Here is a 22,624-nt window from a genome sequence, read left to right as displayed (position 1 = left end):
TAGCCCGGCTGATCTTGTGTGAGGTGCTGGCATGCCTGCAATGGTGAATGCCCTTGTTCGCGCGCTAACTTCTCCAGCCTTCGGTGGGGTTTGGGTATTCTGCGCAGGTAAAGGAGGAGCCCGGAACGGGCGGGGGACACGGAGCAGAATACCCAAGCCCTGCCGGAGGCGATCGATCGCAAACCCGCCAATCCAATCAATAGAATGCCAAAACGTAAAAAACCCTTAGGAACAACTATGCGCTTATCCACACGATTGGTTTCCCTGGCGATGATTGGTTTGGCCATGTCCACTGCTTATGCGCAAGACCTGCGCGCCGTGGTGGAGGATGGCCGCAAGGTCATACTGTCGCCCAATGGCAAATGGCGTTTTGACACCAGTGTGGGGCGCATGGAACTTCCTGCAGCTGGTGGTATGCAAACCTACCAGCCTGCCGTCAAAAAATTCAGCGTGGCCTATAACAGCGACACATGGACCCTGGCTCCACCCAAGGAAGGGGACTCGCCCAACAAGCGCACGTTCACGCACAAGAGCTTGCCGGTGTATGGCATGGTCATATCCGATGAAATACCGGCATCGACCGCGTCGATGAAAAACGTCATCTTGTACAACGCCCGTGCCATTGGCGCAGAGCCAACGGTGCTGCTGGACCAGCAGACCGATATTGGTGGCAACTCCGTGGGATCCATCCGGTTTGCCGTTGCGCCCAAGGGCTTGGAGTTCGTGTTCTCCGTCTATTACTTTGGCGGACCCGAAGGCAATGTGCAAGTCACCTGCTACACCGCGCAGTCGCTGTACTTCAAATACGAAGCCGAGTGCAAAAAGTTCATGGATGGCCTGAGCATCAAATAGCACCCAAACACCACACGCACGCCCACCATGAAAAAACTACTGTTTGGCACTCTGGCTGCCTCCGTTCAATTGCTGTTTGCCGCCGGTTCCCTGGCCGCCAGTGCACCCAAACCCACCACGCAAAACCGCGCCGATATTTCTGCCCAATACCGTTGGGATTTCTCACCCATCTATCCGAGCTGGGAGGCATGGGAAGCCGCCATGAAGGACACCGAGGCCAAGATGGACGCCTTTGCTGCACGCAAGGGCACGCTGAAGAATGGTCCCGCCGCGCTGCTCAGTGCCTACCAGGCCTTTGACGAAATCGGCATGCTGCAAGACCGCGTGTACCGCTACCCCCAGTTGCAGCGCGACGTGCAAACGCGCGACCAGAATGTGGCGGGCAAGTTCCAGCGCGTGGGGGCCTTGTCGGCCAAGTTTGGCACGGCCACCGCGTGGTTTACGCCGGAACTGCTAAAGATCCCCCAAGCCACGGTGGAGCAGTGGATCCGTGCCACGCCGGCGCTGGTGCCGTACCAGTTCACCATCTTGGACAACTACCGCCAGCAGCAGCATGTGCTGGACGAGCAGGGTGAAAAATTGCTGTCCCTGGCCACGCGTTTCCGGCAAACACCCAAAGCCACGTTCCAAGAGCTGTCGACCTCGGACATCAAGTTTCCCAAGATCAAGCTGGCCGATGGCAAAGACATCACGCTGACGCCCGGCAACTACCAGGGTCTGCTGCAGACCAACTACCTGCAGGCCGACCGCGCCAAGGCGTTTGAGGCCTTCCTGGCCACCTATGCCGCCACGGCCAACACCTATGCTGCGGTCTACAACGGCATCATGCAGCAGGGTTGGTTCAACGCCCAGGCGCGCAACTTCCCCACCGTGCTGGACGCCGCGCTGGATACGCACGCGGTCCCCACCAGCGTGGTGCAGACCCTCGTGGACACCGTGCGTGCCGGCACCGCGCCCCTGCAGCGCTATGCCAAGCTGCGCAAGAAGCTGCTGGGTCTGGACAGCTACCACCTGTACGACGGCTCCATCCCCATCTACAAGACCACGGCCACTTACCCGTTTGACGACGCCAAGGAAACCGTGCTGAAGTCGGTTGCGCCGCTGGGTGTGGAGTACACGGCCAAGTACAAGAAATTCTTGTCCGGCAAGCAGATCGATGTCTATGAAAACGAAGGCAAGCGCTCGGGCGCCTATGTGGGTGGTCTCTATGGCGTGGGCCCCTACATGCTGCTCAACCACAACGACACGCAGAGCGCGCTGTTCACGCTGGCCCACGAAGGCGGCCACGCCATGCACTCCATCCTGTCAGCCGAGGCCCAGCCCTATGTGACGGCGGACTACACCATCTTTGTGGCCGAGGTGGCTTCCACCACCAACGAACGCTTCTTGTTGAACCAGTTGCTGGCCAGCACCACGGACCCTAAAGAGCGATTCCTGCTGCTGCAGCATGCGGTGGACTCCATCGTTGGCACCTTCTACACCCAGGTGCTGTTCGCCAACTTTGAACTCCAGGCGCACAAGTTGGTGGAAGAGGGTAAGCCCATCACCGCCGCCGTGCTCAATGGCATCTACCTGCAACTGCTGAAAGACTACTACGGCGATGCGGTGACCGTGGATGAGGCCTACCAATACACCTGGGCCCGCATTCCCCACTTCTACAACTCGCCGTACTACGTGTACCAGTACGCGACCTGCTTTGCTTCGTCGGCCAAGCTGTTCAAGGACATGACCACGGGTGAACCCGCTGCCCGCGCCGCGGCCACCGCACGCTACCTGGAGCTGTTGCGCAGTGGCGGCAACGACCACCCCATGGCGCAGTTGCAAAAGGCGGGTGTAGATTTGTCCAAACGCGAAACCGTGCAGGCCGTTGTAGACCAGATGCAAGAGCTGGTTTCGCAGATGGAAGCAGAAGCGGCCAAGATCCGCTGATACCTGTATGAAGCCGCTCGCCATCCTGACCGTTTGTTTATCTGTGTGGGCTGCCCAGGCGCTGGCTGCGCCGCAAGCGGTACAGGTACCTACGGCGGGCATTTCTTCGGCGCCGGCACCGCTGTCCGCCTTTGTCTTCAGCCCCACCGACGCCGTGGCCAAACACCCGGCCGTGGTCATGGTGCATGGCTGTGGCGGAGCCTATGGCCGCGACGGGCAGCTCAATGCCCGCCACGCCATGTGGGGCGAGTACTTGGCAGCGCAAGGCTATGTGGCGCTGATGCTGGACAGCTTTGGTGCCCGGGGCGTGAAAGAGCTGTGCACTACCAAGCACAGCGAACGCACGCTGAAGGAGTCGGATCGCGTGGGTGATGCCTATGCGGCTCTGGCCTATCTGCGCCAGCGGCCGGATGTGGATGTCCAGCGCATTGCGATGCTGGGCTGGTCGCATGGTGGGGGCGTCACGCTGGACACCATCACGCACCGCCCGGCCGATGCGGCGGGATTCAACGCGGCCATATCCTTCTACCCCGGCTGCACCAACCGCAACAAGAAGCCGGAGCACTTCCATCCCTATGCGCCGCTGTTGCTGCTGATCGGTGAGTCTGACGACTGGACGCCAGCCGCGCCCTGCAAGGCATTGGCTGCGACCGTGGCCGCACGCGGCGAGCCGATGCAGATCGTCACCTACCCTGACACCTACCATGACTTCGACAACCCCGCGCTCACGGCCCAGCGCCTGCGCAAGGACGTGCCCAATGGCGTGAACCCGGGCGCGGGTGTGACCACGGCACCCAACCCGCAAGCGCGTGCCGATGCGCAGCAGCGCGTGCTGCGCTTTCTGGCCGAGCATTTGAAATAGAACACCGCCTTTTGAGGAGATAGACCGATGAACCACAAGCCCGTACCCGCCGAGCGCCTGCCCGAACTGCTGCGCCGCATGCCCAAGGCCGAGCTGCACATGCACATCGAAGGCTCGCTGGAGCCCGAGCTGATGTTCGCACTGGCCAAACGCAACAACGTGGCCCTGCGCTTCCCCAGTGAACAGGCGCTGCGCGACGCCTATGTGTTCAACAACCTGCAAGAGTTTCTGGACATCTACCACGAAGGCACCATGGTGTTGAAGACCGAGCAGGACTTCTACGACATGACCTGTGCCTACCTGGCCCGCGCCCAGGCCGACAACGTGCTGCACACCGAAATCTTCTTCGACACACAAACCCACACCGGCCATGGCCTGGATGCGGCCACCGTCATCAACGGCCTGCACCGCGCCTGTGCGGATGCGCCGGCCAAGTTCGGCATGACGGCCTCGCTGATCCTGTGTTTCCTGCGCCACCTCAGCGAAGAAGAAGCTTTCGAATGCCTGGAGCAGGCGCTGCCGCTGCGCGACAAGATCGTCGGCATCGGTTTGGCTTCCAGCGAGGTGGGCCACCCACCCGAAAAATTTGCCAAGGTCTATGCGCGGGCCAAGCAGTTGGGCTTCCGCCTGGTGGCCCACGCGGGTGAAGAGGCGCCCCCCGCCTACATCTGGAGCGCACTGGATGTGCTGAAAGTGGAGCGCATTGACCACGGCGTGCAGGCCATACACGACGCCGCACTGATGCAACGCCTGGCCAAGGACCGGATCCCGCTGACCGTATGCCCCCTGAGCAACCTGAAGCTCCGTGTGTTCCCCACACTGGCGCAGCACAACCTGCAGCGCATGCTGGATGCCGGCATCATGGCCACCGTCAACTCCGACGACCCGGCCTACTTTGGCGGCTACATCAACGAGAACTTCACGCAGACCTTTGCCGCGCTGGGCATGACGTCGGCCCACGCCTACCAGTTGGCGCGTAACAGCTTCGACGCCAGCTTCATAGACGCCAGCCTGCGTGCGCGTTATGTGCAGCAGCTCGAGGGCGTGTTTGAGACCTTTGCATAGCGATTCGTAAGAAGGCTAAAAACCCCATATTGGGTTTTATGGAATGGATTCAGGCGGGATTTTTATAAAAATGGCCTATAGCCCTCGTGGAATATACCTAGGTAGCTATTGAAAACATAGCAACCATAAAAATAGATCACCGCCCTGTCGCGTTTTACATACACTACTGTCTCATTCTTTTGTACCATCACGGTTTGTCACATTTGGGAGACCGCTCATGAAAACCACCGTTCTGTTCTTTGCTCTGTTGGCCGCCTTTGGCCAAGCCCACGCCGCAAAGGCCTGTGAAGAGTTGAAGACCGAGATTGCCGCCAAGCTCGATGGCAAAGGCGTCAAAGGCTACGAGCTGACCGTGGTGGCCAGCGATAAGACGGGTGAGGCCAAGGTCGTGGGCAGCTGCGACGGCGGCAAGCAAAAGATCGTCTACTCCAAGAAGTAAATAGACCGGGCTTTGCCGGTCCTGCGCTGGTTGCGGCGGAAGGAGCAAGTATGCAAAACGCATCGAAACAGGGGTTGGTGGCGTTGGTGTTGACAGCCTGCGCCATCGCCGCACTCCCGGCCCATGCCGCCGACGCGCCGATAGCGGGGCTGACCTGGTTGTCTGGCTGCTGGAGCACCACCGATGCCGAGCCGGGCTCCGGCGAGCAGTGGATGCCGCTGGCGGGCAATACGCTGCTGGGCATGAGCCGCACCATACGCAGTGGCAACACCGTAGCGCACGAGTTCATGCGTATCGCCACTGCGCCGGACGGCAAGCTGACGTTCTTCGCTCAACCTTCCGGCAAACCGCCGGCCAGTTTTTCGGTGCTCAAGCAAACCCCCAATGAAGTGGTGTTTGAGAACCTGGAGCACCCGTTCCCGCAGCGCATCATCTACCGTTTAGAGTCGCCCACCCGGCTACAGGCCAGCATAGAGGGCACGCGCAATGGCGAGGTCAAGAGCTTCGCCTACCCCATGGTGCGCAGCCGCTGCGACAGCACCTAGAGCCCTTCTCATTTTTCCTTTCTCATTGGACCGCACCGCGATGCCCCACGCCACACCCTTGTCCGTGGTTCAAGCCCAATTGGACGCCTACAACGCCAAAGACATGGCGGCCCTGCTGGCAACCTATGCCGAGAACGCCGAGCAGTACACACTGCACGGCGCGCTGTTGGCCAAGGGCCATGCGGCCTTGCGCGCCCGCTTTCTGGACCGCTTTGCCGAGCCCGATCTGTATGCCAAGCTGGTATCCCGCACGGTGGTCGGCAATGTCGTGGTGGACACCGAGTTGATCACGCGCAATTTCCCCGAGGGCTTGGGAAACGTGGAGTTGCTGTGCGTCTACGAAGTGGCCGATGGGCGCATCCAGAAGGCGTCCTTTGCCATGGGCCAGAAAACGTTGATAGCGCCCACCGCCCATTCAGGTGCTTAGGCCAGGGCCGCGAAAGTGCGCTGATGCAAGCCCACCCGATCCGCAAGCGTTTGGCCCGATGCGCCGGCGCCGCGGCATTTCTGGTCTGTGCTTGGGTCAGTGCGGCGACGCCCGAGGCGCGGTGGTCCCAACTCACCGACACGGTTTTTCAACACCTTAGCGCAGACCAGGGGCTTCCCAACACCATCGCCACAGCCTTGGCCCAAGACGCGCAGGGCTTTATCTGGGTCGGTACCCAAAGTGGACTTGCTCGCTGGGACGGCTACCGTTTCAAAAGCTACCAGCCGCAGGCCGGTGACACGGGCAGCCTGCCCAACCCCATTGGGCAGACCCTGCGCGTGGATGCCACCGGGCGGCTGTGGGTTGGCACCAGCGGCGGGCTGGCCCGTTACGAGCCCGATACCGACCGCTTCACCACCTACCCAACGGGCTCTCACAAACTCGCCAGCCCGTCCGTGCTTGCGCTGGCGGACGACGGCGCGGGCGGATTGTGGGTGGCCAGCGCCGGCGGCTTGGACCATCTGTTGAGCGGCACCGGTGCGGTTGCGCATATCTCGGGCGGGGCGGACAGCGGCCTGCCGGCCGGGCGCATCGCCACCGTGCTGCGGGACCGAGCGGGCAGGCTGTGGGCCGGTGCTGGCGACGGCCTGTACCGGCGGGACGCAAACGCGCAGCAGTTCGTACCTGTTGCATTGCCGCTGCCCGCTGGTCAGACAGTCAGCGTGGAGCGCCTGCTGGAAGACAGCGTGGGCAATCTGTGGGTGGGCACCAGGCGCCACGGGGCCTTCCGGCTGGGCGCCGATGGCACCCCAGCGCTTGCGGTGCGCGAAGGCACGCCCGAGGCCACCGATTTTTCGGTGGAGAACATCGGGTCTTTGGTGGAGGCTGCGCCCGGCACCATCTGGATTGGTAGCTTTGGCCGGGGCATCCTGGTCGTGGATGCTGCAACCGGCCAGACGCACCGCATACGGCGTGATCGGACCCTGCCACGCTCCCTGGCCGATGACAATGTGTGGGCCTTGTTGCGCGACCGCTCGGGCCTGGTCTGGGCGGGCAGCAACCGCGGCGTCAGCGTGCAAAACCCCACGCAAGCCATGCTGGCTTCTGCGTTCGCCGATTCGAGCCGCAAGGACGGCGTCACCGATTCAGAAGTCTTCAGCGTGGCCACAGCGGCCGACGGTCGTGTATGGCTAGGGCTGGGCTCCAATGGTGTGGACATCGTGGACCCGGGTCGGGCGCGTGTCGCACAGCTCCGCCCGGACCCCGGCAAGCCACTGAGTGCGCTGCCCAAGGATCGCGTGTGGAGCCTGGCCGCGGCGCCAGACGGTGCGGTCTACCTCGGGACCAACCGCGGCCTCTACCGCAGTGACATGCAGGCCCAGAAGGTTGAGCGCCTGACCCTGGCTGGCCGTAACCCGGTGGAAAACACCCAGACCCTGCTGCTTGACGGCGACACTCTGTTTGTCGGGGGCACGGTCGGCGGTTTGTGGGCGTTGGAGAGGTCATCGGGGCGGGCGCGACCCATTGGTGCTGCTGCGTTTGCCAATCAGCGCGTAATGACCCTGGCCTTGGGCACCAGCTCGGAGGCTGGGTGGCGCATTTGGGTGGCCACGGCGGGGAATCTGTTCGACGTCTGGATTCCCGCCGCCACATCGACTGCATCGGCAGAACGCGTCACCCCACTGGCGCCGGATGATGATGCGGCCGCTGCGGCGGGCTTGAGCGGCATCACCTCGTTGATGCGCGAGCGCAATGGCCGTCTGTGGATCGGCACCGATGCCGGGGACCTGCAGATACTGGATGCCGGTTCGGCACCGACCACCGCCAGCCTGAAGCGCGTGCGCAATATCGGCTCGCAAAGCCGGGGTATCGACAAGCTGCTGCAGGATACCAACGGAATAGTGTGGGCCAGCACCGATGGCGGCCTGATCTCCGTTGATCCGCAGTCGCTGGCCATTCGCACGCTGGGCCGCGCCGACGGGGACGCCTTCACCACCGGCTATTGGGCCGACTCGGGCGCCATCACGGCACAAGGAGATCTGGTATTTGGCGCATTGGGTGGCCTGACCATTGTGAAAAGCGGCATGGCTTCGCAGTGGCAGTATGTGGCGCCGGTTGTGGTGACCGATTTGCGAGTGGGCGGCATGCCTGTGCCTGTCCGCGCAGCGGGCACCGACGCCGTCGCCAAACTGGAGATCACTCCGGCAGCCAATAGCCTCGCGGTGGAGTTTGCCGCCTTGGACTATTCGGCGCCCGAGCACAACCGCTACGCCTATCGACTGGACGGCGTCGATGCTGACTGGATAGCTACCGATGCCACTCGCCGCGTGGCCAACTACGCCAACCTGGCGCCGGGTGATTACACGTTGCGGCTGCGCGGCAGCAACCGCAATGGCGAGTGGAGCCCAGCAGAGCTGCGTATGCCTCTCACCGTGCTTCCGGCTTGGTACCAGACCGGCTGGTTCCGCGCAGCCATGGGGCTGCTGGCCCTAGCTGTCGTGTATGGGGTTGTGGCGGCGCGCACGGCCGTGCTGCGCCAGCGCCAGCGCGAGCTGGAGCGTAAAGTCAACGAGCGCACGGCCCAACTGGAAGCCGCGTCGCGCGCGTTGGAGGAAGCCAGTTTGACCGACCCGCTGACTGGCCTGCGCAACAGGCGCTTCTTGACCCAGCATCTGGAGGCGGACGCCTTGCAGGCCATCCGACGCTACGAGACGAGTGGCGCAGAATCAGTGCCCCCCGGCGACATCGATCTGGTGTTCTACCTGATTGACCTGGACCACTTCAAACAGGTCAACGATGCCTATGGTCACCCCGGCGGCGATGCAGTGCTGGTGCAATTGCCAGCCCGCATCCGAAGTGTGTTCCGCGAGACCGACTATTTTGTGCGGTGGGGTGGCGAAGAGTTTCTGGTGGTGGCGCGCAATACCTCGCGTAGCAGCGCCGCCGAGCGCGCCGAGCGCATCCGCGCGGCGGTGGCCGAAACTGAATTCGAACTACCCGGGGGCGTGCGTTTGCACAAAACCTGCTCTATAGGGTTTGCGGCGTTTCCCTTTGTACCGCAGGCCCCACGCGCGGTCAGTTGGGAGGCGGCCATCGAGCTTGCGGATGCGGCTCTGTATGCCGCTAAGCGCGCAGGCCGCAACGGCTGGGTGGGCTTGGAGGCCGGCGAGGGCGCCACGGCGCAAGGCTTGGTCCAGCGGTTCAAGCCTTCCCCCAGTGCCATGGTGGCCAATGCCGAATTGGCCGTTGCCACATCGCTGCCGCTGGACGCCGTGATGCAGGGATTTGCCAGCGAGCGTTAGGCAGGCTGGGATGCTTAGAGGTCGCGGAAAAAGTCCGCCCGCGCCCGGCTGGCCTCGACCTTGCCCAGGCCGTGCTTGAGTTCCACCATGAAGCGGCCTGGCCGCTCACGGTGGATCTTGGCCACAAAACGCAGGTTGACGATGCTGGCGCGGTGTACCTGCACAAAAGTCTGCGGGTTGAGCCGCTCCAGCAGCTTGGCCAGCGGCTCGTTGATCAGGTGCTCACCTTGGCAGGTAGTGATCTGCGTGTAGCCGGGCACAGCACGCAGGCAGGCGATGTCGTCCACTGGTATCAACTGGATCTGGTTGCCGCTGACCACGCGGACCCAGGGCATGGGTTCGGGTGCGGGTGGTGTTGCAGGCGCGATCATCGCAGGCTGGCGGGCCATGGCCTGGGCTACCGACTGGGCTACGGCCAGTTGCAGCTCCTGGATCAAGGCGGCGGGGTCTGGGCCTGCAGCACCGTGGTCGGGTCTTGCCAAGCGTTCCTGCAGCCGGGCCACGGTATCGCGCAGCCGCGCCTCTTCCAGCGGTTTGACGAGATAGTCGATGGCGCGTTGTGCAAAGGCCGGCACAGCGTACTGGTCGTAGGCGGTGACGAAGACGATCTCCCCCATATAGCCCTGCTTGCGCATCTGCTGTGCGGCGGCCATGCCGTCCAGGCGTGGCATGCTGACATCCAGAAATACCACATCGGGTGTGTGGCGCTGCACGCTGGCCACGGCGGCGCGTCCGTCGCCCACCTGGTCGACGATCTGCAAGGCAGGCCAGGTGTGGGCGAGCAGATCGCACAGCTCGGCCCGCAGCAGGGGCTCGTCGTCGGCAACGATGGCGGTGAAAGTCTTGGTTATGGTGCTTCCCATGGCAACTCCAAAATGGCTTTGCAGCCTGTGCCATTGTCTTGCAAGCGCAACCGCGCGTGGTCACCATAGCGTAGGCGCAGGCGCTCACGCAGGTTGCGCAGCCCGGTGCCGGTTGATTCAGCATGGGTCTTGGCGAACAGGCCCGGGCCATTGTCTTGCACGCTGAGCAGCAACCTATCGCCCTCGCGCGCTGCCGCAATGTGCAGAGTCAGTTCGGCGCCATCCTCAGGCAGGCCATGTTTGATGGCGTTTTCGACCAGGCACAGCAGGGCGCCGGGCAGCACAATGGCCGCATGCCATTCGGGTGGTATCTGCAGCGTCAGGTGCATGCCGCGGTCCAGGCGTTCGCGCAGTAGTCCCAGGTAGGCTTGAACCAAGGCAACTTCGTCCTGCAGTGGCAGGCGTTCGCTGCGAAAGCTGGGCAGCACCAGCTTGAAGTATTTGATCAACTGCTCCAGCATCGCCAGCGCGCGGGCACTGTCCATGCGTATCAACTGGCGCAGATTGGCCAGTGTGTTGTACAGGAAATGGGGTTCGATCTGCGCCTGCAGCAATTGCAGGTCGGCCAAGGCCCGCTCGCGCTGCAGGCGTTCGACGTCCAGGCGGTTGTTGAACTCCTGGCTCCAGGCTTCCAGTTCTCTCTGGCGTGAACGGGCCAGTACATAAAGGCTGAGTCCCACCATGGCGCCCAGCAGTGGGGCGGACAGCAAACCCTTGATGACCAGATAGCGGTTGAAGAGCTCGGGCAGTGCGCGGCCGTTGGCGGTTGCCAGCAGCAGGATCACGGATGCCATGCCCAGCGTGCCCGCTGCGGCGGGCGCTGCCAGCAGCGTCCAGATCCGCAGGCGTGTGCGGGCCAGTAGCCACAGGCCGGTGGCACTGCTGCAGGCCATGGTGGTCAGCACCGCTGGCAGGACCTGCAGCAGTACGACCCGGGCGCGCTGCTGCGACACCAGCACCACCACCAGCAGGGTCAGCCCCAGGCTCAGGCAGGCCAGCACGGCGGCGTAGTCCTTGAAGGGGAGATGGGGCGTCGCCAAGGTGGATGGCTGGCTGCTGGCTGGCATGCTGTGCAGGGGTTTACGGGTTTCTGAGCCTGTGAAAGTAAAGTCCGCCCGACCGGAAACTGGCTCCGGCCGGGCGGAAGTCGATACTACGCGAGATCACTGAGTAAACCCGCTAGCCGCTGTTGCTGCCATCCGTTAGTTTTTGCAGCCATCCCACCAGCAGGCGCTTGTGCGATAGGGCGCAACGATTTGCCATTTGGGCGTCTCGCTCATGGGCTGCAGGTAGTTTTCACGCAGTCCCCAAGCACCGGAATCACTGTATGCCCCAGTATTGTTAAACATGCTGATCAATTGAGCACCTGATTGTGTCCAGGTTGACATATAGGTTTGATAGCTGTAACCCATTCTCTCGTCATGATTGGCCAGTTTGAATAATTTTGCCCACTGCGGCACGAATTTTTTGTAATCATCAATGCATGATGGTTTATCGTCGGATGTGCAATTATTTGCTGGCACAGCCAAGTGCTGACCCGCTTCGTAGCTCATGACAGGTAGAGGGTGAATGGCCCTCTTGGCTATTTGCTCAACATATTCTGTAGTCCATCCTGCTGCTTGTTTTAGTGCCCCCCCCTTTGGGGCGTCTTTCACATTGCCTTCAAATGGTGTATTTGCCAGGTCGTTACCAGCATCATCCTTTGCACGAATTTCTTTAAATAGCTCGCGAAGTGCAATGGCATCTCCCTGACTAAACCAATGGCTCAGCATGAACTCTCTCGATGAGGGATTTTCGCCGATGTAGTTGCCAAAATACGGGGCAATCGCTACCGAATCAAAATATTCGCCACATGGTTTTGGTAGAAGTTTCTTATCGATTGCAAATTGGCAAGGCAAGACTTGATTTACCGTTGTCCACACACTGCTGGCCATTCCATTGACTGTGCAGTTCAGGCGTTTCGCTTCTGTTCCAAATTCGGTCCTGACGAGTTGACATACTTGGGCGGCACGCATGGATGACCACTGAATCGTACGATCCCAAGATTGTCCAAGTCCCTCAAATACTTTATCTCCTTGTTCGTTCGCATAATGAAACGTGCCGAACGGACCGGCACCATTCCATGGCTCGTTACCGTACTCGATCACTGCCTTTAGATTCGGATTTAGATTGTTTTTGATCAGACGTGCCGCCTGGCGAACATAATCGTCATCCGCTTTGTAAGGAATATTAATCCTCGCATCCGCATTCAGCGTGTTTGCTAGACTGATCATGGCGCCCAGCGGTACCCCTTTGTTGGACCCCCAGAACACATGATCCCATTTGGGGCGATCTGACCAGTGTTCCAATGTATTGGAATTGGTCACTCCCCAGTCCATGAAGCGCAGGGTACGTGTTCCCGTTAAGTCCTTCAGGAAAGTTGGGTACCACATTTGGGTCTTGGATAAGGTCTCCATGGAAATGAATTTGCCCAGCAAGCCACCGCACTGGGCTGCATCGCTGACAACATTGAGCTTGGCCGCCGCGCAGACGCCGCCCGGTGCAAGCATCTGAATATTGTGAATGTAATTACTAGGCTGTGTCGCCTTGATAAGGATGGAGAAAACTACATCTTTGCCAATGGTCACTTGCACGCGGTGTTTACCGTCACCTTGGTCTGGCAAAGTTTTTGCCTCGCCGACCATATTTTCAAAGATAAGTTCACCTTCACCTTCATACACCACGGTGTAATCCCCCAGCGGGTGGGCATTTAGGTCGTTGTGGAACATGAAAGCCCGTGCGTAACGCAGATTGCCATCTGCATCTTTTACGGGTAGTTGCTTAATCCAACCATTTTCATCCAATGATAGTAAATATGAAAGGTTTTCAAGCCCCCAATCGCCAGGACCCTTAGAGAGTACCCAACCGGCTGAATTGTTCGCACGCTTGAACACATCAATGGTTGGAAAATCACCAGAGTAATACGAAAACCCCTCCAGATTCATACCCAGGCCGCTCTGGTGGGCTGGCAATCTACTGGAGGTATCGACCAGTAGCGTGCTAGTGCTGCTGAGCGGTTTGCCGGTGTCCACATCCTCGACGCCCAATTTGGGCAGGGACGCGGCCTGCGCAGTCAAGCGGGTCTCCGCTTCCTCGGGCTTGCGGGCCGCGTCTTCGGAGCCACCGCAGGCCTGCAATAGGCTTACGAGCAGCATGGCCGCGACATTTTTTCGACTTAAGTTTCTGTACATCATTCACTCCCAATAATGTTTCGTTATGCAATACAACAACGGAGAAATTCCCCCGGCTGGATTCAGCTGGGGAAATTGAGGGTGCGCTTTAGCGCAAAGGGTCAAATACCGTGTGGCGCGACCAGGAGGTACAAGCCGGTGCTTCCACCTGCCCGTGATAGCCTGCGCCGGGCTTGTGGATCTTGGTTTGTGTGTCCATCCAGTTCGCGATGACTGGCTGGGTTTCTGCTTCGAGGTCTTCCACTGTCAGCAGCGCACCCGAGCCCACCGCTTGGAAGTAGTCGTTGGCGGCCTGGGCATTGGGGGTGGCCATGTCGTCCAGGCTGCCGTAGCAAACATAGGTCTTGCTGCTGGGCTTCCAGTTTTGCAGCAGGTTGTTCTCTCCAGCGTGCAAGCGCACCTTGGCGCCGCCGCTCGTGCTGGTTGGGCTCAGGTAGCTCGTGACGTATTCCGCAGCCAGCAAGGGCTCGGTGCTGCAACCGGGGTAGGTTGGGGTATCGGGTGTCGCAGGATCCTTCAGGTTGTAGGGCAACTGGCAGGTTTTGCGCAACACGCCGTCGCTCGATGTGGTGGCGCTGGGCAGTAGCGGTGGCAGCTTGCCCATCTCACCAGCCCAAGGGGCGCGGTAGGCCTCGCCGGGCGTTGCGTACACATCACCGTAGCGCTGGTAGAAGCCCTCGATGATGAAGGTGGCGCCGACGGTCTTAGACTCTTCTGCGGTATCGGGCAGGCTCATGAATTGGTCAAACGTGGCCTGCACCTGGTAGGGGCCCGATGTGGGGGCCACGGCGGTGATGGCAAATTCGGTGGGGAAGAAGCGCTCCATGCTGCGCTGGGTGGCCATGGTCACATAGCCGCCCTCCGAGGTTCCGGCTAAGAACAGTTTGGGTCCCAAGGATGCGCCGTAGCCATTGGCATTCAGCCAGTTGCGCGCTGCGCGTACTGCGTCGATGACGACAGCCGCACTGGGTTCGGCCTGCAGGTAGGGGTGGTAGGGTACCGAGGAGTCGGAGTAACCGTGGTAGTCGGGCATGACGACCACATAACCTTGTGAGCCGTAGTAGGCGGCCATGCTGGTCACGCCCTCTTGGCCCACACCGTCCTTTCCGATGCTGGTGCCATGCTGCTGTGACAGCATGGGCCAGGGACCAGGGCAGCCAGTACCAGACGGCACCAGCAAGGCTGCGCTGGCCTTGGCGGTGGCTTGCACCGACTTGGGTGCGTCTTGGGGGTTGATGGTGCTGTAGGTCAGGCGCAGCACCTTTACATCGCACTTGGCATTACCCGCCGCGCTGGTGGCGTCCTTGTTGTTGGTCACCAAGGGCGCTTCGGCGGCGCTGACCGAATTGTCAATGTACTTCTTGCCCAGGTTCTGCGTGGCTGTGGTGCTCAGCACGGTGCCGCGCAGGGTCTTTGCTGCATCCTCCACGGTGGAGCCGCCAGCAGCCTTGCCCTGGGCTTGCAGGGGGGGCTCGGCCCCGGCCGCATCTGCTGCCATGCTGCCGTCGCTGCCGCTTCCGCCACCGCAGGCAGTGAGGGCGGCGGCAAGTGACAGCAACAGGATGTTGGGGGATTGCTTTCGATACGGCCGGAATTGGCGCATGGCGGGCTCCTTGTTGTGACAGATAGGGAATCGTGTGCCTCCATCTGCTATGGAAGGCACGCCCGCCATTTCAGCGCCCGCATGCGGCGGCGTAAACCGCCAAGCCAGTGAACGGTCGATTCCGCCCGTTGAACCGTTACATGGGGCGGTTCAACGGGAGCAGGGTCGCGGCCCTGGCGCCGCCCTAGGCTGCCAGTTCGACCGGATCCACCGGTGCTGTCGCGGGCAGGGTGCGCAACTGCCGTTCCACCTGGCCCAATGCCGCTTGCTGCTGTGCAAATGCCGCCAGGTGCGCGGCATAGGGCTCCAGCACGCTGGGCTTGGCGGCCACCTCCAGGCCCAACCACCGTGCCAGGGCCCCGCGCGGTACCTCGCCTTCGTCGGTCAGGGCCTGGGTGACGCGCAGGAACACGGCACTGTGTTCCTGCAGCAGGCGCACGGCGCGCTGGTACTGTGCTTGCAGCAGTGCCTCGATCGTCTCGTTGGTGGGCGTGATGTCGGTATTGACATCGTCGTCCATCTCGTGCGTCACATCGGTGCGGCTCAACCGTCCGGCAAAGCCGAAGTGCCGTACAAACTGCGCAGCATCGGCCGTCGCCTGCTTCAGGTCCTGCTCGGAACCGGTGGTGCAGGCCTCGACCCCAAACACCATGGCCTCCGCCGCACGGCCACCCAGGCTGACGCAGATCGCATCCAGCAGGTTGCGCCGCGATTCGGAGCGCAGGCTTTGGTAGCTGTTGTAGCCACCGTCAAACGACGCCACATTGATCTTGATCTCCTGCGGCACATGGCCAAACAGCACACCGTAGAGTAGGCCGTGGCCCGCCTCGTGCACCGCCAGCAGCGCGCGGAAGTCCGGGTTGGCGCGCGCTTTGAGCCGGTTGAGTTCGAAGTTGACCGGGTAGGCCTTGCTGTGCGATCCAAACTGTGCCAACAGATGGCGCTTGTCGGCGCCCAGGTTCAACTGCAGCTCGTCGCCCGGCGTGGCACCGTTTTCAATGGCCCACAGCGTGGCATCGACCAGTGGTGCGCTGACGATGGCGTGGATAGACGAAAACAGCGGTCGCGTGCCCTGCGCCGGAAACACCGCGTTGGCATAGATCTCGTCCAGCAGTGCCGGGTCCAAGCGGAAGTGCAGTTGCGAGGACTCGGCCAGATCGCGCACATAGCCGTCGCACATATTGGCGATCAGGCGCTGGTAGGTTGCGCGGCTGAAGCTGGCGTAGATGACATGGTTGTTGCCCAAGCGTGCAATCTGCTCGGGCTTGAAGCGCTTGCCCAATGCCTTCTTCACATCGATCAGCGACAGCTTTTGTGTCAGCGCATGGAAGATGTCGGCATCGGTGTCGCAGTCTTCCACGCGCGCGGCGGTGTGGCGGTACATCTCGTCCAGGTTGCCGGCCACGAAGATCAGCAGCTTGCTGTAATCCGTCTCCCAGGCTTCGGGCGAATTCTGGAAGGCCTGCATGCGGGCCTGGATCTGGTCGGAGGTCCAGCGCATGATCTCCAGCAAGGGCTCCTGCAGTTTGAGCGCCTGCTTCAGGTCGCGTGCCTCGTAGGGCGACAGGTGCAGCTTGAACTTGCTGGCCTCCTTGTCATCCTTCTTTTCACGCTCTTGGTCGTATTGCGCGTTGCCCAGCGAGTACTCCATGTCGGACATGAAGGACAAAGCCGGCGCCAGACGGCCGTCCGACAGCAGCGTCCACACATCCTGGTATCGCTCGACCTTGATGTCGTCACCGTCCTTGTCCAGCGTGCGGTAACGCTGGAACTCGTCCAGCACCAGAATGCCGGGTGCACCTTCCACGATGCCGGACTCCCCCAGCATGCCCGAGATGGTGCTGGGCCGGTAGCCGGTGCTGTTGCTGAAGCCATCCATCTGCACCTCGACAAAGCGGTCGTAGAAACCTAGCTTCTGTGCGATCAAGCGCGTCAGCTGGGTCTTGCCGGTGCCGGTCAAGCCCCACAGGCAAATGATGACCGGGCGCTTGATGAGCTCGGGCATCACGTACCAGGCGCGCAGGGATTCGATGACGCGGTCGATGACCGTGTCGATGCCGAACAGCTCGGTCTTGAGCTCGGCTGCAATTTCGGCCAAACGCGCGCTGCGCTCGGCGATATGCGTGTGCATTTCGTTGTTGATGTTGTTCATAGTTCTATGTCGTTCTGTTCACTGCTCCAGCTGGCGTACCAGCTTTTGCAACGTCACCTTCTCCGCGCGGCGTGCAGCCCCCTGGCTGCGAACGTGCTTGCCCGCGCCCGCCGATGCAGCGCGGTGCGCCATGGCGAAGACCACGGGGTTGCGTGGCGGACGATTGAGCCCCCACGCTTCCCCACTGTGTGTGGGTCGCTGCCCCCCGAGGGGGCCTTGATTCCCCTTGGGGCGGCCCGGCGGGGAATCCAGCATTACCTTGATGGCCAAAGGCTGCTTCATGCGCTGCAGCTTTTTGACCTTGCCTTGCGCGTAGTCGCGCGAGAAAACCTTGGCACTCATGTGTGCACACTCCAAAAGCAAAAAGCCCCGGCTGTAGTTACCAGGGCTTGCGGCTGCGGATGCGGCACGGGCACTGGCTGGACGGTTATGTGGCACACATCCAGCCGGGGCGGCAGAGGTGCGTTTTAGGTGAAGGTTTGGAACAACATAGGTGTGGGCCTTTCAAGGGGTTGACTGCGCAAGGACACTCGTTGCGCAGCGGTCTCGATTCAGCGAAGCCGCGATTCTGTCAGAGCTTGTTGCCCAAGCTCAAGCGATTTTTGCGGTTGGCGTGTGCGTGTGTTGCAAAAAGATAACGCTGCAATGGGCGCTATTGGCAGCCTGCGGATTGCTTCCAGGTAGCCATACTGCCCAGGTCCAGCATCTGGTTGTTGCTGGCGCTACCCATGTAGCGCAGCCTGTCGTCTTGCGATGAAATGCCGACATAACTATTGGTGCCGGGGTAGTGGCGGTAGTAGTAGGGTGCCAGCGTTTGCGAACGCCCCGTGACGGGGGTCAAGAGCTCGGCGTAGTGGTGCTCGCCCCAGTTGAAAACGCAGTCGGCCGATGTGGTGGTGTTGCCGCGGTCCAGCGTGGATGTGCTGACCTGCGCACTGCCGCTGCCCAGGTAGAAGATGCCGGGCAGTCCCGTGGTTTCAAAGCCAGCGCTGGGGTTGGCACTGAGCACGGAGTTGCTGATGGCCAGCGTGCCGCTGCGGTCGTTGCTGACGAAGAAGATGGCACCACCGCCTTCCTTGGCCGTGTTGTTGTCGATCTGGCTACCGCACACCTGCAATTGAAAAGTATTGCCATCGTTGTAGATGGCGCCGCCGCTGCCGCCACCGGCCGTTCCCGCGCGTGCAGGGTTGGCACCCACGCCGATGGCGCGGTTGTGCGTGAAGCGGCTGTTGATGACCGAGTACGACACGCCAATGCTGCTCAAAGCGCCGCCGTTGGAGCACACATTGCCGAGGTCGGTGCGCCCGCCAAAGGTGGAGCCCACCACATAGACCGGCAGGTTCTGCGACTGGCTGAAGGCGCGGATGGCGGCGCCACCTACATCCGGCCCGGTTGCGTCGCACTGGTTGCGGAAGAACCGGCTGTTGACCACCTTCAGCCGGCCGCCGCGCGCCCAGATGGCGCCGCCGCCATCTGGGTTTGCTCCAATGGAGTTGGCGTCAATGAACGTCAGGTTCTGCACCGTCAACTGCGGGTGGTCCTGGTCCTGGCAATGGGAGGTGGTCCACACCTGGGCGGCGTCACAGGTGTTCATGTACAGGATGCGGCTCGTGCCGCCGCCGCTGAGCGCAACCTTGCCGCCCCCATCGATGACGATCTTGGGCCCGGTGTTGTTGACGATCTTGGCCGGCTGCGTCAGCGTGATCGTGATCGGATCCGGCCCGCAATTGAAGGTGATGATGCCGCCCCGGGCAACGCCCTGGACGACGGCAGCACCCGTGCAACTAGCCGGTGTGCCGTTGCCGATGACTGTGGTGGGCGAGGACACGTCTTCCGCCTGTGCCGCCGCCGGCACGGTACAACTGCCCAGGGGATTGCCGGCAGCGGGGAAGTGGTCATCGCCCCAGGCGGTTGTGCCGAGCAGAGTGCAGGCTGCCAAGAGTAGCTTGAATGGGGTGCTGGTTTGCATGGTGGTATCCACTGTAGCCGGGCAAAAGCCCAGTCCGCGGCTACGAATTGCAAGCATTGGTAACGCCTATAGCGCCGACACGGCCCGGGCCACGTGGCGGGGGACGATAGGGTTTATGCCGGGGGCCATATACCTGCCCCAGGCTCCCGGTTTAAGCTAGTCCCTATGAAAGCTTATCGCGCCTCCATTCTCTGGTTTGCCCCCCACACCGAGGGCCCCATTCGTGCATTGTTCGAAGAAGACGGCTTGCTGGTTGTCGGCCCTGATACCAAGGGCATGCAGGTCGTGCAGGCCGTGGGCGCGTACCGCGACCTGGTGGACCAGTATCCGGGCGTTGCGGTGGAGCATTTCCCTGGCCGCATCATCGCCCCGGGCTTTGTGGACTTGCACATCCACTACCCACAGACCAATGTCATTGGCTCTCCGGCCGAAGGGCTGCTGCCCTGGCTGGAGAACTACACCTTCCCTGAGGAAAAACGCTTTGCAGCCCTCGAATACAGTGCGCAGGCAGCTACTTTTTTCGTAGCAGAGCTGCTGCGCAACGGTGTTACCATCGCGCTGACCTTCGCCACGTCGCACACCGAGTCAGTCAATGCCCTGTTTGCTGAGGCCCAGGCCCGGCGCATGCGCATCATCACCGGCCTGTGCCTGATGGACCGCCATGCACCCGCCGAGCTGCTGAATCAAGGGCAGGGTGGCGTCAGCGGCACCGAGCAAAGTCTGCGTGACACCGAGGCGCTGATCCAGCGCTGGCACGGCAAAGACCGTCTGGGCTACGCCATCACGCCGCGCTTTGCCCCCACCTGCACCGAAGCGCAGTTGCGCGGCGCTGGTGAATTGGCGAAGCAGTACAAGGACGTATGGATCCAGTCCCACGTGGCCGAGAACAAGGACGAGATCAGCTGGGCGCGCGAGCTGTTCCCCCAATCGCGCAGCTACCTGGCCACATACAACGACTTTGGCCTGATGCGCGAACGTGCCGTCTATGCCCATTGCATCCATTTCGACGACGCCGACCGCGCGCTGATGCGCGAGACGTGCACGGCAGCGGCCGTCAGTCCGACCAGCAATCTGTTCCTGGGCAGCGGTTTTTTTGACTACGCCGGTGCGGACCGGGTGGGCTTCCAGTACGGGCTGGCCAGTGACGTGGGCGGCGGCACCTCGTTCAGCCCCTTCCACACCATGCTGGGCGCCTATTACGTGGGACGCGAGGGGCAGACCAAGCAGGGGCTGTCGCTCAATCCGCAGCACTTGTGGTGGCAGCACACGGCCGGCGCTGCCCGGGCGCTGGGGCTGGAGGGGGTGGTCGGCAATCTGCTGCCGGGGTGCGAGGCGGATTTTGTGGTGTTGAACCCGCAGGCAACGCCTCTTCTGGCGCGCAAGACCTCTTTGGCTGCGAATCTGGACGAGCTGTTGTTCTCGATGATTGTGTTGGGGGATGACCGGTTGGTCGAGCGTACGGTGGTGTCTCAAGCCATTTGAGGTTCTAGCCCTCGTCAGCATTACATGTATCGCTTCTGTTTTTATAGCTGATCTGGCATGTTTGCCTGCCGGTGAGGGGAGTGCCGGCGAGACGTGGCTGTCCTGTATCCAGCGGTAGTGGACTACCACGCATCGCTGCCGAACGAGAGCTTGCCTCCGCTTCTGTCGCCTCCCCTGCTTACAATCCCTGCACACTAGGAGAGCAGACCCCATGAGCATCAAAAGCGACAAGTGGATTCGCCACATGGCCGAAACGACCGGCATGATTGAACCCTTTGAGCCGGGTCAAGTCCGCCTGGCAGACGGCAAGAAGATCATCAGCTACGGCACCAGCAGCTACGGCTACGACATCCGTTGTGCACCCGAATTCAAGGTCTTCACCAACATCCACAGCACCGTGGTCGACCCCAAGAATTTTGATGAAAAAAGCTTTGTGGACATCCACAGCGAAGTTTGCATCATCCCGCCCAACAGCTTCGCGCTGGCCCGCACCGTCGAGTACTTCCGCATCCCCCGTAATGTGCTCACCGTCTGTCTGGGCAAGAGCACCTATGCCCGTTGCGGCATCATCGTCAATGTGACCCCGTTCGAACCCGAATGGGAAGGCTATGTGACGCTCGAGTTTTCCAACACCACGCCACTGCCGGCCAAGATCTATGCCGGTGAAGGCTGCGCCCAGGTGCTGTTCTTCGAAAGCGACAAGGACGACGTCTGCGAAGTCAGCTACAAGGACCGCGGCGGCAAGTACCAAGGTCAATCGGGTGTGACTTTGCCGAAGGCCTGAAAATGTTGCCCCCACGCTCCGCCGTTGCACGGGTCGCTGCCCCCCATGGGGGCCTTCACGTCTTGGGGCGGCCCGGCGACGCTCAACCTCTGGAGGTGTGACATGAAATGGGAAGGCAACCGCGAATCCGACAATGTGGAAGACCGCCGGGATGAGGATGGCGGAGGAGGCGGTGGCAGTGGCGGCGGTATGTTCGGTGGACGCAGCATCGGCATTGGCACCATCGTTATCGCTTTGCTGGGCGGCTGGGTGTTTGGCATCAATCCCTTGACCATCCTGGGGCTTTTGAGCGGCGGTGGCGGGGGCGGTAGCGCTCCCAGCGCCGTGGTGCAGCAACACCCCGCGCCGGCCCACAAGCCGCCCAGCGACGACCACATGGCCAAGTTTGTGTCCACCATCCTGGCCGACACCGAAGACGTGTGGAAAGACGTATTCGCCAAGGGCGGCGCCACTTACCGAAATCCCAAGCTGGTCTTGTTCCGCAACAGCACGCCCACCGCCTGTGGCAAGGGGCAGTCCGCGATGGGGCCTTTTTATTGCCCTGCGGACCAAAAGGTCTATATCGACCTGGGCTTTTACGAGACACTGAAGAGCCGCCTGGGTGCGCCGGGCGACTTTGCCCAGGCCTATGTGATTGCCCACGAGGTGGGCCACCATGTGCAGAATCTGTTGGGTATCAGCAACAAAGTGGACCAAAAGCGCGGCCAAGTCAGCCAGGCCGAATACAACGCCCTGAGCGTGCGCCTGGAGCTGCAGGCCGATTGCCTGGCCGGGGTCTGGGCTTTCCACGCCAACAATGCCCGCCAACTGCTGGAGCGGGGGGATTTGGAAGAGGCCATGAACGCAGCCGCCCGCATTGGGGACGATGCGCTGCAGCGCGGCAGCGGCCACGCCGTGGTGCCGGAAAGCTTTACCCACGGCAGCAGCGCCCAGCGACAACGCTGGTTCAGCAATGGCATCAAAACCGGCAGTGTGAAGGCCTGTGACACCTTCTCCGCGCGCGAACTCTAGGGTGGCTTTCCTATTCCGCTAGAGGGCCCGGCATAGACCCGGGGTGGCCCTCCGGAGAAACCTAGGGGATAATACGAGGTGCTCCCAGTCTTGGGCGCCATTCAGCTAT

The 22,624-nt window shown here is 61.6% G+C and carries 18 protein-coding genes; 11 read left to right on the top strand and 7 right to left on the bottom strand.

Annotated features, from left to right (window positions below; translation table 11 throughout):
- Positions 1–237: 237 nt before the first annotated feature.
- The 8 genes from AC07OO_RS10685 to AC07OO_RS10650 all read left to right on the top strand — a co-directional run bounded on the left by AC07OO_RS10685 (position 238) and on the right by AC07OO_RS10650 (position 9,421).
- Positions 238–852: a hypothetical protein gene (locus AC07OO_RS10685; protein ID WP_495082087.1), complete on the top strand. Its 615-nt coding sequence runs from the start codon at positions 238–240 to the stop codon at positions 850–852.
- A gap of 27 nt (positions 853–879) precedes the next feature.
- Positions 880–2,781 carry an oligoendopeptidase F gene (gene pepF / locus AC07OO_RS10680; RefSeq protein WP_495082086.1) on the top strand — a complete coding sequence of 634 codons (1,902 nt, stop codon included), beginning with the start codon at positions 880–882 and terminating at the stop codon, positions 2,779–2,781.
- A 7-nt stretch (positions 2,782–2,788) separates the two neighbouring features.
- Complete coding sequence (locus tag AC07OO_RS10675; protein WP_495082085.1) at positions 2,789–3,643, top strand: dienelactone hydrolase family protein; 855 nt, start codon at positions 2,789–2,791, stop codon at positions 3,641–3,643.
- A 27-nt stretch (positions 3,644–3,670) separates the two neighbouring features.
- A complete protein-coding gene (locus AC07OO_RS10670) occupies positions 3,671–4,708 on the top strand; it encodes an adenosine deaminase (RefSeq protein WP_495082084.1) in 1,038 nt (345 codons plus the stop codon).
- A gap of 217 nt (positions 4,709–4,925) precedes the next feature.
- Entirely contained in the window at positions 4,926–5,147 is a 222-nt protein-coding gene (locus AC07OO_RS10665) for a DUF1161 domain-containing protein (RefSeq protein ID WP_495082083.1), read from the top strand.
- A 50-nt stretch (positions 5,148–5,197) separates the two neighbouring features.
- The gene (locus AC07OO_RS10660; RefSeq protein WP_495082082.1) at positions 5,198–5,692 is read left to right on the top strand and encodes a DUF6265 family protein; all 495 of its coding nucleotides are present in this window, start codon (positions 5,198–5,200) and stop codon (positions 5,690–5,692) included.
- Between the two features lie 40 nt (positions 5,693–5,732).
- On the top strand, positions 5,733–6,119 hold the full coding sequence (locus AC07OO_RS10655) for a nuclear transport factor 2 family protein (protein WP_495082081.1): 387 nt from the start codon (positions 5,733–5,735) through the stop codon (positions 6,117–6,119).
- Between the two features lie 23 nt (positions 6,120–6,142).
- Entirely contained in the window at positions 6,143–9,421 is a 3,279-nt protein-coding gene (locus AC07OO_RS10650) for a ligand-binding sensor domain-containing diguanylate cyclase (protein ID WP_495082080.1), read from the top strand.
- Positions 9,422–9,435: 14 nt separating this feature from the next.
- Here the strand turns inward: AC07OO_RS10650 and AC07OO_RS10645 are convergent, their stop codons facing one another.
- The 7 genes from AC07OO_RS10645 to AC07OO_RS10615 form a co-directional block, all read right to left on the bottom strand.
- The gene (locus tag AC07OO_RS10645; protein WP_495082079.1) at positions 9,436–10,284 is read right to left on the bottom strand and encodes a LytR/AlgR family response regulator transcription factor; all 849 of its coding nucleotides are present in this window, start codon (positions 10,282–10,284) and stop codon (positions 9,436–9,438) included.
- On the bottom strand, positions 10,269–11,351 hold the full coding sequence (locus AC07OO_RS10640; protein WP_495082078.1) for a sensor histidine kinase: 1,083 nt from the start codon (positions 11,349–11,351) through the stop codon (positions 10,269–10,271). Before AC07OO_RS10640 ends, AC07OO_RS10645 begins: the two co-directional genes overlap by 16 nt.
- Before the next feature lie 135 nt (positions 11,352–11,486).
- Positions 11,487–13,517, bottom strand: a complete 2,031-nt coding sequence (locus tag AC07OO_RS10635; protein WP_495082077.1) for a hypothetical protein — start codon at positions 13,515–13,517, stop codon at positions 11,487–11,489.
- An 85-nt stretch (positions 13,518–13,602) separates the two neighbouring features.
- The gene (locus tag AC07OO_RS10630; RefSeq protein ID WP_495082076.1) at positions 13,603–15,117 is read right to left on the bottom strand and encodes an alpha/beta hydrolase family protein; all 1,515 of its coding nucleotides are present in this window, start codon (positions 15,115–15,117) and stop codon (positions 13,603–13,605) included.
- 184 nt (positions 15,118–15,301) lie between these two features.
- Positions 15,302–17,269 (bottom strand): AAA family ATPase, encoded by a 1,968-nt coding sequence (locus AC07OO_RS10625; RefSeq protein WP_495082075.1) that lies wholly within the window; start codon positions 17,267–17,269, stop codon positions 15,302–15,304.
- Between the two features lie 18 nt (positions 17,270–17,287).
- Entirely contained in the window at positions 17,288–17,611 is a 324-nt protein-coding gene (locus tag AC07OO_RS10620; protein ID WP_495082074.1) for a hypothetical protein, read from the bottom strand.
- 310 nt (positions 17,612–17,921) lie between these two features.
- Complete coding sequence (locus AC07OO_RS10615; RefSeq protein ID WP_495082073.1) at positions 17,922–19,238, bottom strand: hypothetical protein; 1,317 nt, start codon at positions 19,236–19,238, stop codon at positions 17,922–17,924.
- A gap of 165 nt (positions 19,239–19,403) precedes the next feature.
- Between AC07OO_RS10615 and guaD the strand changes: the two genes are divergently transcribed.
- The 3 genes from guaD (at position 19,404) to ypfJ (ending at position 22,515) form a co-directional block, all read left to right on the top strand.
- Positions 19,404–20,720, top strand: coding sequence for a guanine deaminase (gene guaD, locus AC07OO_RS10610; RefSeq protein ID WP_495082072.1), 1,317 nt, complete (start codon positions 19,404–19,406; stop codon positions 20,718–20,720).
- A 211-nt stretch (positions 20,721–20,931) separates the two neighbouring features.
- A complete protein-coding gene (gene dcd, locus AC07OO_RS10605; protein ID WP_495082071.1) occupies positions 20,932–21,504 on the top strand; it encodes a dCTP deaminase in 573 nt (190 codons plus the stop codon).
- Between the two features lie 102 nt (positions 21,505–21,606).
- Entirely contained in the window at positions 21,607–22,515 is a 909-nt protein-coding gene (ypfJ, locus tag AC07OO_RS10600) for a KPN_02809 family neutral zinc metallopeptidase (RefSeq protein ID WP_495082070.1), read from the top strand.
- Positions 22,516–22,624: the final 109 nt, after the last annotated feature.

The organism is Rhodoferax sp. GW821-FHT07G04, from assembly GCF_059418585.1.
This window is presented reverse-complemented; position numbering and strand designations above follow the sequence as displayed.

Bases quoted from the DNA above. Each gene is read 5' to 3' on its own strand.
- guaD (WP_495082072.1), top strand. From the start codon at position 19,404: ATGAAAGCTTATCGCGCCTCCATTCTCTGGTTTGCCCCCCACACCGAG.
- AC07OO_RS10685 (WP_495082087.1), top strand. From the start codon at position 238: ATGCGCTTATCCACACGATTGGTTTCCCTGGCGATGATTGGTTTGGCC.
- AC07OO_RS10670 (WP_495082084.1), top strand. From the start codon at position 3,671: ATGAACCACAAGCCCGTACCCGCCGAGCGCCTGCCCGAACTGCTGCGC.
- AC07OO_RS10640 (WP_495082078.1), bottom strand. From the start codon at position 11,351: ATGCCAGCCAGCAGCCAGCCATCCACCTTGGCGACGCCCCATCTCCCC.
- AC07OO_RS10625 (WP_495082075.1), bottom strand. From the start codon at position 17,269: ATGAACAACATCAACAACGAAATGCACACGCATATCGCCGAGCGCAGC.
- AC07OO_RS10635 (WP_495082077.1), bottom strand. From the start codon at position 13,517: ATGATGTACAGAAACTTAAGTCGAAAAAATGTCGCGGCCATGCTGCTC.
- AC07OO_RS10675 (WP_495082085.1), top strand. From the start codon at position 2,789: ATGAAGCCGCTCGCCATCCTGACCGTTTGTTTATCTGTGTGGGCTGCC.
- AC07OO_RS10630 (WP_495082076.1), bottom strand. From the start codon at position 15,117: ATGCGCCAATTCCGGCCGTATCGAAAGCAATCCCCCAACATCCTGTTG.
- ypfJ (WP_495082070.1), top strand. From the start codon at position 21,607: ATGAAATGGGAAGGCAACCGCGAATCCGACAATGTGGAAGACCGCCGG.
- AC07OO_RS10650 (WP_495082080.1), top strand. From the start codon at position 6,143: ATGCAAGCCCACCCGATCCGCAAGCGTTTGGCCCGATGCGCCGGCGCC.
- AC07OO_RS10655 (WP_495082081.1), top strand. From the start codon at position 5,733: ATGCCCCACGCCACACCCTTGTCCGTGGTTCAAGCCCAATTGGACGCC.
- AC07OO_RS10620 (WP_495082074.1), bottom strand. From the start codon at position 17,611: ATGAGTGCCAAGGTTTTCTCGCGCGACTACGCGCAAGGCAAGGTCAAA.
- pepF (WP_495082086.1), top strand. From the start codon at position 880: ATGAAAAAACTACTGTTTGGCACTCTGGCTGCCTCCGTTCAATTGCTG.
- AC07OO_RS10660 (WP_495082082.1), top strand. From the start codon at position 5,198: ATGCAAAACGCATCGAAACAGGGGTTGGTGGCGTTGGTGTTGACAGCC.
- AC07OO_RS10645 (WP_495082079.1), bottom strand. From the start codon at position 10,284: ATGGGAAGCACCATAACCAAGACTTTCACCGCCATCGTTGCCGACGAC.
- AC07OO_RS10615 (WP_495082073.1), bottom strand. From the start codon at position 19,238: ATGCAAACCAGCACCCCATTCAAGCTACTCTTGGCAGCCTGCACTCTG.
- AC07OO_RS10665 (WP_495082083.1), top strand. From the start codon at position 4,926: ATGAAAACCACCGTTCTGTTCTTTGCTCTGTTGGCCGCCTTTGGCCAA.
- dcd (WP_495082071.1), top strand. From the start codon at position 20,932: ATGAGCATCAAAAGCGACAAGTGGATTCGCCACATGGCCGAAACGACC.